The sequence below is a fragment of the Actinomadura rubrisoli genome, assembly GCF_004349215.1.
Classification (GTDB): Bacteria; Actinomycetota; Actinomycetes; order Streptosporangiales; family Streptosporangiaceae; genus Spirillospora; species Spirillospora rubrisoli.
Genome location: NZ_SMKU01000382.1, coordinates 1 through 8,367, shown reverse-complemented (window position 1 = coordinate 8,367; position 8,367 = coordinate 1). Strand labels below are relative to the sequence as shown.

The 8,367-nt window shown below is 68.3% G+C and carries 9 protein-coding genes; 1 reads left to right on the top strand and 8 read right to left on the bottom strand.

Annotated elements, in window-relative coordinates; translation table 11 throughout:
- Positions 1-322: 322 nt before the first annotated feature.
- The 6 genes from sigJ to E1298_RS51395 form a co-directional block, all read right to left on the bottom strand.
- Complete coding sequence (gene sigJ, locus E1298_RS40285; protein WP_131902648.1) at positions 323-1,174, bottom strand: RNA polymerase sigma factor SigJ; 852 nt, start codon at positions 1,172-1,174, stop codon at positions 323-325.
- Positions 1,171-1,698, bottom strand: coding sequence for a carboxymuconolactone decarboxylase family protein (locus E1298_RS40280; RefSeq protein WP_207945125.1), 528 nt, complete (start codon positions 1,696-1,698; stop codon positions 1,171-1,173). The genes sigJ and E1298_RS40280 overlap by 4 nt, the downstream gene beginning before the upstream one ends.
- A 481-nt stretch (positions 1,699-2,179) precedes the next feature.
- The gene (locus tag E1298_RS40275) at positions 2,180-4,564 is read right to left on the bottom strand and encodes a Tn3 family transposase (RefSeq protein WP_243726123.1); all 2,385 of its coding nucleotides are present in this window, start codon (positions 4,562-4,564) and stop codon (positions 2,180-2,182) included.
- On the bottom strand, positions 4,494-5,219 hold the full coding sequence (locus E1298_RS49855; RefSeq protein WP_207945123.1) for a DUF4158 domain-containing protein: 726 nt from the start codon (positions 5,217-5,219) through the stop codon (positions 4,494-4,496). Before E1298_RS49855 ends, E1298_RS40275 begins: the two co-directional genes overlap by 71 nt.
- Before the next feature lie 154 nt (positions 5,220-5,373).
- Positions 5,374-5,538: a recombinase family protein gene (locus E1298_RS40270; protein WP_131902646.1), complete on the bottom strand. Its 165-nt coding sequence runs from the start codon at positions 5,536-5,538 to the stop codon at positions 5,374-5,376.
- Positions 5,539-5,801: 263 nt separating this feature from the next.
- Positions 5,802-5,927 (bottom strand): hypothetical protein, encoded by a 126-nt coding sequence (locus E1298_RS51395; RefSeq protein ID WP_279499555.1) that lies wholly within the window; start codon positions 5,925-5,927, stop codon positions 5,802-5,804.
- Positions 5,928-6,268: 341 nt separating this feature from the next.
- Between E1298_RS51395 and E1298_RS50850 the strand changes: the two genes are divergently transcribed.
- Complete coding sequence (locus tag E1298_RS50850; RefSeq protein ID WP_207945122.1) at positions 6,269-6,811, top strand: SDR family oxidoreductase; 543 nt, start codon at positions 6,269-6,271, stop codon at positions 6,809-6,811.
- Here E1298_RS50850 and E1298_RS40255 read toward each other — a convergent pair.
- Together E1298_RS40255 and E1298_RS40250 are read right to left on the bottom strand one after the other, a co-directional pair.
- Positions 6,696-7,655 carry a CU044_5270 family protein gene (locus E1298_RS40255; RefSeq protein WP_131902645.1) on the bottom strand — a complete coding sequence of 320 codons (960 nt, stop codon included), beginning with the start codon at positions 7,653-7,655 and terminating at the stop codon, positions 6,696-6,698. The two genes, E1298_RS50850 and E1298_RS40255, sit on opposite strands and share 116 nt — an antisense overlap.
- Positions 7,648-8,214 carry an RNA polymerase sigma factor gene (locus E1298_RS40250; RefSeq protein ID WP_131902644.1) on the bottom strand — a complete coding sequence of 189 codons (567 nt, stop codon included), beginning with the start codon at positions 8,212-8,214 and terminating at the stop codon, positions 7,648-7,650. The genes E1298_RS40255 and E1298_RS40250 overlap by 8 nt, the downstream gene beginning before the upstream one ends.
- Positions 8,215-8,367 lie beyond the last annotated feature (153 nt).

Here is an 8,367-nt window from a genome sequence, read left to right as displayed (position 1 = left end):
ACTTCCACAACACCAGCAGGAGGCACAGCGCCAACGACGGGCTCGCCCCGATCACGTTCGAGCATCAGATGGCAGAAGCACGAAGAACACCAACGGCCCAGCCCAGGGCCGAAGTGGCATAACACCGTCTCCACGCTTTCAGGGGATTGACACGTTGGCCATAGAGGGAAGCTCGCCAATGTGCTTCAGATAGATATGGATGTTGATCCGTGCGTCAGGCTTTATCGAGGTACGTCAATCTGTGGCCGGTAGGCGGTAGTGGGTGTTCCCCGCAGTGGGAACCACCGCGGGGAACACCCACGATGCCAGCGCAACCGCGGTTCTATCTGGCGAGCTCGGCCGGCTTCTCCAGCCTCGTCAGCTTCTGCGGATTCGCCACCGCGTGGATCCGGGTGACCCGCCCGTTCTCCACCACGAGGCTGACCGCGGCCAGTTGGCCATCGACCTCGATCCGGCCCGCAGGCGCACCGTTGAGCCACACGGCCGAGACCATCCGGTCCGGGCGCGCGAGCAGTGTCGCCACGAGGTCAGCCCCGTGGACGGGTGCCTGGGCGGCGGCCGCGAGCCCACCGCCGTCGGCGATCAGGACCACGTCCGGTGCCAGAACCTCCATCAGCTCCTGTACCTGCCCGGTGCGCAGCGCGTTCAGGAACCGCTCCACCACCTGCTGCTGCTCCGACGGGTTCACCTGCACCCGAGGACGCCGTGCCACCACGTGCACGCGTGCTCGTCGCGCGATCTGCCGCACGGTAGTCACGGATTTGCCGACGGCCTCGGCGATCTCGCCGTAGGGCGTCTCGAAGACCTCGCGGAGCACGAACACCGCCCGCTCTATCGGCCCGAGCGTCTCCAACACGGTCAACATCGCGATCGAGACGCTTTCCGCGAGCTCGACGTCCTCGGCGACATCCGGGCTGGTCAGCAACGGTTCCGGCAGCCACTGGCCGACATAGTCCTCGCGGCTGCGCGCCAACGTCCGCAGCCGGTTGAGCGCCTGCCGCGTGACGACCCGGACCAGGTAGGCCCGCGGGTCACGCACCTGCGAACGGTCGACACCGGCCCACCGCAGCCAGGACTCCTGCAGGACGTCCTCCGCGTCCGCCCCCGAACCGAGCATCTCGTAGGCGACAGTGAACAGCAGGCGACGGTGGACAACGAACGGGTCCTCGGTCATGCCGTCGACACAAAGCCGGACGTTTCAGGACGCTTGGCCAGCGGAATCTCGCAGGCATCGGAGAAGCCCTGCGAGGTCACCCCGTTCGCCACGTTGGCCCTGGTCGCCAGGTTGATGTAGGCGATGAACGCGGTGAGCTCCACCATCGCCGCCGGGCCGAGCCGTTCGAGCAGACTCGCGTACTGCTCGTCGGTGACGGTCGGTGGCGTGTTCGTCATGGCCTCGGCGTACTCCAGCACGTCCCGCTCCAGCGGTGTGAACACTTCCGCCTCGCGCCAGCGCGGCACCTGGCTCGCCTTGGCCAGGTCCAGGTTCTCGTTCTGCGCCTGGAAGTAGCCGACATCGAGGCACCAACTGCATCCGACCTGCGCCGCGACGGCCATGTGCGCGAACGACTTCAAGCTCGCGTCGGCCGCATTCCACGCGCCCACCTTGCCGCCGAATTCCAGGTTGTCCTGGGTCACCTGGGGGCTGTGCCACAGCACCTCGATGTTTTCGGCCACGGCACCGAGTTGCTTGATCATGTTCTCCTTGAGCTCGGCGGGAAGCTCGGCCTTCGGAACACGTAGCGCCATGAGGTCCTCCTTGTAGGTGTGCGTAGTTGGTGTTCGGCATGAAGACACCGCCGAACCCTTGGATGTGACAACCAGGGGTTAAGCAGTGGTCTGGCTGCCGCTACGCCACCCGTCCGCGTCGGCCGGGTGGGCCTTCGAGGAGGCTGAGTGCAGAAATTAGCGGTAGGAAGCTGATCTTGGTTTCGGTTCGGTGACGGGGCGGGTTTGCCCTGGTTGCGGGTTCTACGTTCCTGGCCCATGCCCTTCAAACCACCCGCACCGCGCTGCGCGACATCGACGTGCTGTCCACAGCCAGAGTCCCGGTCTACGCCGCGCCGCCACTCCAGCAGAGCGCCGCCGACACCGCCGGATCGGCGCGCGCAATGCGCACCGGGGTGACGCCACCCGCATCACCGCTCGACCGTGGCCCCGACCGGGGCCCGAGGACCGACTACTCCTCTTCGTCGTCGGCGTCGGGGTCGCGGAGGGCGCGGACGCCGCTGGGGCCAAGGTCAGGGGCGGTGAAGGAGTAGGTCCCGATCACGTTGATGTGCTTGCGGACGAACGGGGACAGCCGGGCGACGTCCTCGGGCAGTAGCGGGTAGCCGTCGGCGCGCAGTTGGTCCAGGGCCTTGCCGATGTAGAAGGTGTTCCACAGCGTGATGCAGTTCAGGACCAGGCCGAGCGCGCCGAGCTGGTCTTCCATGCCCTTGTAGTAGCGCTGGTAGATCTCGCCCTTGCGGCCGTGGAAGACCTTGCCCGCCAGGGCGTTCCGGGATTCCTGCAGGTTGCGGACGCCCTTGATGTCGCGACGGTAGGGCTCCTCGACGGCGCAGGTGAGGATGTGCAGGGTCTTGAAAATCCGGCCGTAGTGCGCGATGGCCTCGCCGAGCTGGGTGGGGTTGCCGTCGCGCTGCAGCATCTTCATCACGTCGTGGGCGCGGACCTTCCCGGTGTAGATCGACACCACCACGCGCAGGATGTCGGGCCAGTGCCGCTTGATCTTGCCCAGGTCGATCTTGCCGCGGGCGAAGCGGGACAGCGGCCCGTAGTCGCTGTCCTGAATGCGCCAGCCCTTCTGGTCGGGCATGTCGTCCAGCGCGGGCCGATACTGCATGCCCAACAGGTGGACCAGGCCGAACACCACATCGGAATACGACCCGGTGTCGGTGACGATGACCTCGGGGCGGTGGCCGCCGTCGCGGCGGAACAGCACGTCGATCATGTGCAGAGAGTCGCGGGCGGTGCCGGTGACGACCTTGGCACCGAGCCCGACACCCTGGTCGTTGATCATATTGAGCCAGGTCAGGCCACGCCTGGAACCGAAGTACTTGCGGTTGGGGCGGGTGTAGATCGACGGGACCGGCACCACGAACCGCATCCCGTCGATCGCGGCGACCAGCCCGCCGCCCAACTCCTGGGCGAACCCGATCTCGGCCTGCGCCTCGATCAGCGGGGCGTTGGCCGCCGAGAACGTCTCGGCCGACAGATAGTTCTGCGCCACATGCGACAGCCGCGCCCGCTCCAGCGCGGCCGTGCCGGGCTTGGTCACCGGCGCGTACCCGATGTTGAGCGCCTGGGAGGTCAGGCAGCCCGCCACCGAGATGTCGAAGTCGGCCAGCTTGCTGCTGCCGCCGGCCACCGAGACGAACGCCTCCTGGAATCCCTTCGCCCGGCCCATCGTCTCCAGCAGCAGCTCGGGCAGGTCCACCCGCGGCAGCATCCCGGCCACCCGTCGGCGCAGGTCGGTCAGCGACGCCGGGTCCGGCAGCGCGGCCAGCTTGGCCACATGAAGACGGCCCTGCTCATCGACGCTCACCCCGCCCTCACCGCCCACCCGCCCCGACACGTCCCGCAACGCCATGTGCAGCACCATCGCGTTCTCGGCCAGCAGCGTCGCGGGATCCTCGGGCAGCCGCAGGTCGGTCAGCACCTTGCCCTTGGCCGCCGCGTAGGCGTCCCCGGCCAGCGGCTCGGCGCGCGGGTCGCGCCACCGCGCCGACGCCTGGGAGTAGATGTCGCGGCGCTTGAGGTGCCGGTGGAACTGCGTCAGCACGCACATGGTGTAGGCGTTCTTGTCCACGGTGCTGCCGTTCGGGCCGGGCCGGTGCACCAACCGCTTCCACGACCCGGTCACCAGACCGGCGTCGATGTCGCCCTCGGTGACCTTCTTCTTGCGGCCGTCCAGCAGCCGCGGCAGCGCCCGGGTCGCGACCAGTACCCGGGCGGCCTCGGCGGTCGCACCGAACTCGATCACCGTGGTGAGAGTCTTCAAGAACCCCGACACGGTGCCGATCCGCTCGGCCGGCAGCGCCCGCATCGGCCCGTCGTCGTCAGCCTCGGGCGGCGGGACCATCCCGGTCACCGCCGCCACCGCCGACTTCAACTCCCGGCGCGGCACGATCGCATCAATCGACTCCCACACCTGCTCCGGGCTGAGTTCCTCGCCGTACTCGGTCATCTCCAGCAGCGTCTCCACCGCCGCCGCCAGCGTCGCTGAGTGTCGGGCCAGCTTCGGGTGCTGACGCGCGCGTTCCTTGTCGGTCGCGGTCTCGGCCTTGCCGATCAGCTCGGTCGCCATCAGCAGATCCAGCAGATCCAGGCAGTCATCGACCGACTTGCCCTCCGGATAGATCACCGTGGCCAGCAGCGTCGCCAACTGCCGCGACGGGCCATGCCGCCGCAGCGTAGTCGCGGTCGCGCACATCCCGTAGCGGGCCAGGTCCACCAGCCGCCGCTGCGGCACCTCCGGCGGCAGCGCCACCTCACCCAGCCCCGCGCCCAAGATTTCCTCCGCCCGCCGCAGCGCCTTCTCCAAGTTCTTGCCCGAGGGCACCGACGGGCCCTTGCGCCACCGCTCCAAGTCCGAGGTCCGACGCGCCCTCCGGCACCTCCAGCAGCAACTCCAGCACCGCCCGCTGCCGCCGCGTCAACACCGCGTACAGGCTCTGGTGCAGCCGGTCGATCGCCTGCTCCCGCACCCGCGCCACCAGCCGCGCCAGCGTCGTCACCCCCGGCAGCAGCACCTTCTCGGTCCGCATCCACGCCACCCCTTCGGGGAAGATGCTCTTGGCGCCGTCCCCGGTGTTCCACGCCCGCGCGTCCGCCCACGCAACGAAATCGCTCTCGGCCTCGGCGAAGTTCCTCAGCCCATAGGCCTTCCGGATCTCCTCCTGGTGGTCGAACGCCGTCTGCTGCCGCTCGGTGTAGGCCTTGACCACCGACGCATCAGCGATCCCAAGCTGACCCGCCAGGTAGTCCACCACCTCGACCGGGGCATCCAGCGGATCGGGCAGGAACCGGCCCACGAACCGCGCCGTGGTCACCTGCAACGCAAACCCCAGACGGTTGGCCTCACCCTGCCGCTTCCCGATCAGCGCCCGGTCGGCGTCATCCAGGAAGAACAGCTTCTCCAACTCCGCCCGCGACGGCGGCCCGGTGTAACGGCCGTAGGCGGAGACTTCCTCATCACTCAAGAACACAACTGGCATGGCCCCAGAAAGTAGGACCCATCCACCGGCCAGACCCCGCCAAAGATCAGACCGTTACCGCCCCAGCCACCCAGAACCCCCCGGCTCCAATACAAACTCCCAGCTCAGATGCATCGGAACGAGCATCCGCGTTAACCCGGCCCCATCACCCCCTTTAGCGCGGATTTTCGTTCCGATGCTGGTCGACCCCCGAGAAGCCGCGGTCGATGTAGATGCGGTCGGCGGGGACGCCGAGCGCGAGCAACTGCTCGGTCTGGATCTGGACGTCTTGCTCATCGGTGCTGCAACGGGCATATCCGACGCGGCGGGTCTCGGTCACGCCTGCAAGTGTTCCGTATGCCCCCCTTCACCGGAACGAAGTCCGGAACACCTTTACGGAACACCCTGACCTGGGGCTCGATCCCGAACACCCGGTGTTCCGGATCCCCAAACGGAACAACCCAATCATGATCGTTCTCAGCGCTAACCGCTGTTCCTGGATTCCTCAACCCCGTACTTGGGCAGGCCAGACGCGACCAGGTTCGCGCGCGGTGAACACGGTGAGCTGTTCGATGTGGGACGGCGGAGCGCCGTCCGGTGTGGTCAGGAAACGAGCGACCAAGGAGCGGTTGCGGCAGAGGACAGAAGACTGTCACCGTCGGCGATCGTACGCACGGCGTCCACCACATCCTCGGCCCCGATCCGCTTGCCGAGGTCGCCGCCGATCACGGCGTCGACCGCTCCCCCCTCTAGCGCCACGTCCGAGCTCACCGCGCCCGAGGTCGCCTGCCCCAACTGCGGCTGCGACGACCCCACGCCCGCAGCACGCGACGCCCTCATCGACGCCTACGCCGGGCCACCCGCAGACCAAGGGGACCGCCGGACGCTCTTCCCACGGTTTCTCTGGTCTCCATGAACGAACTAGGTCGCACTGGTCATCGTTGCGGGCTGTGTCGGCGAGGGATGGGCAACGGCACTGACGTTCGCTCGTCAGGGCGCCACCGTGGTCTGCGCCGACATCGGCCTCGCATCGGCCCACGAGACCGTACGCCTGATCCGAGCCGAGGGCGATGCCGCCGACGCGACGCAATTCGACGCCACCAAGGCGCCGGGCTCAATCACCTGGCCAGGACGACCGCGAGGGAGTTCGCCGCGCACCATATCAGGGCGAACGCGGTGCTTCCCGGCCAGATGAGAACACCGGTGGCGGCAATGACGAGCGGGCTTCCGACGCCTACGACAAGGCCATGTGGGCCAAGCGAGGCGTCCGGGTGCCGATGGGCCACATGGGCACGCCGTGGGACGTGGCGGAGACCGCCCTGTTCCTCGCCGGCGACCGGTCGAAGTACGTCACCGGAATCGAGCTCGTCGTGGACGGGGAGCCTCGCTCGGCGTCGCATAGGGGCTGTTCCGAAGCATCGGGACTCGCGGTCCGCCGGAATGGGGGTGGCCGAGGGCCCGGCCACGTGCCGGGCCCTTGGAGACGTCACGACCTGCTCAGCCGGGCTTCTTCGCCGGCGGTTGCTCCTTCTTCGGCGTCGTCACGGGCGGCAGCTGGTTCGTCCATTCGGCGATCAGGGTCCCGGCGCTGCCGTAGACCTTCTTGCCCTTGATGACCTCCTCATACATGCCGGTCACCTTCGAGGTCCGCATGTTGACCGCCAGCATGTTCTTACCGGGGCCGGGAAGCAGCAGGCCCTGACCGCCGTTGACCGGGCCGAGGCTCTTGACGCCGGGAAGGGTCGCCAGCGCGCGGAAGGCGGCGGAGCGGACCTTCGGCGGGGCCGGACTTCCGGCGAGCAGGCCGACCAGCCCGCCCTGCAGGGCGTCGTTCTTGGGAAGTCTGCTGTTGTAGGAAAGGATCCGTGCCTTCAGCGCGCCGGGAGCGGTCGGCAGCCCCTGGATCTGCGCGAGGGTCAGCCGCTTCCCGTCGCCGACGTCGAACCCATCGGTGTAGTGCCCGAAGGGCCCATCGGGGTCGTTGTTCTTCACCGGTCCGCTCGACGAGCCCAGCCTGACCCAGGACTTCCCGTCGCGCCGGGCCCAGGTCTCGATGATGGACGGATCGGAGCGGTCGGAGGTGCTCCCCTTGGTATAGGCCGTCTTGACGTGCCAGTACGTACCGGACCCCTCTTGGGCCGCCAGGGCGGAGGAGGAGGCCGCGAGCAGGACCTGCTTGGCGGACATCCGGACCGTGGGCGCCGGAGCCGCGCCGGAGGCCGGAGGGCCGTTGGGTGTGGCGGTGGGACCCGTGTGGCCCGAGACGACCACGACCACGGTGGCCGCCGCCGCGGCGGTCAGGCCGAGACCACCCGCCATCCAGGCGGTCTTGTGCGAGCGTGCCCGGCGGGCCGGGCCGTGGATCGCGGCCCCGAGCCGCCGCCGGCCCTGCTCGATGGTCTCCGGGGACTGGTCGGGCTCGTCCAGGACGGTGGCGAGCAGCTGAAGTTCATCCATTGAGTGCCTCCTGATCAATGACTTGGCGGAGCTTCGCGCGGCCGCGGCTCAGGCGGGAACCGACCGTGCCGTACGAGATGTCGAGGGCCTGCGCCACCTCCTCGTGGGTGAGCTGGCCGAGAGCCACGAGGAGCAGCACGTCGCGTTCGCCCGGCGTAAGCTCCAGCAGCGCCTTCGCCAGCTGAGACTTCGCCCGATGGGCGGTGACAACGGCGGCGACACGGTTCTCGTGGCTCTCGACCGGGGACTCCCGCCAGCCGCGGCTCATCGCGCGGTAGTGGCGGGCCTCCTTGCGGCGGTGCTCGGCCACGCAGTTCGTGGCGATGCCGAACAGCCACGGTCGCAGGGCCCCGCGTGCCGGGTCGTAACGGTCGAGTATGCGGAACGCCACCAGGAACGTCTCGGCGGTCACGTCGTCCGCGTCCTGCCTGTCCAGTCGTCCGGCCACATAGTGAAAGATGTCGCGGCGGTACCGGTCGTAGACCAGCTGGAACCTCTCCGGGTCCCGTTGGAATCCGGCCGCCAGCTCGGCATCCCCCACCTCGTCGTCATCGCCCACCTTGCGCTCCTCGCTCAACCGGCGGCCTAGGTGGTGTCTGACAACTCGTGGTGGCGGAGCCAGAGGATGAGGCTGGCCAGTAGCAGGCCGCTGCGGTAGCGGCTGGCCAGTTTGTCGTACCGTGCGGCGATGGCGCGGAACTGCTTGAGTTTT

Excerpts from the sequence above, each read along its gene's own strand:
- sigJ (WP_131902648.1), bottom strand. The coding sequence starts at position 1,174 with ATGACCGAGGACCCGTTCGTTGTCCACCGTCGCCTGCTGTTCACTGTC.
- E1298_RS40280 (WP_207945125.1), bottom strand. The coding sequence starts at position 1,698 with ATGATCAAGCAACTCGGTGCCGTGGCCGAAAACATCGAGGTGCTGTGG.
- E1298_RS49855 (WP_207945123.1), bottom strand. The coding sequence starts at position 5,219 with ATGCCAGTTGTGTTCTTGAGTGATGAGGAAGTCTCCGCCTACGGCCGT.
- E1298_RS50850 (WP_207945122.1), top strand. The coding sequence starts at position 6,269 with ATGCCGCCGACGCGACGCAATTCGACGCCACCAAGGCGCCGGGCTCAA.
- E1298_RS40255 (WP_131902645.1), bottom strand. The coding sequence starts at position 7,655 with ATGGATGAACTTCAGCTGCTCGCCACCGTCCTGGACGAGCCCGACCAG.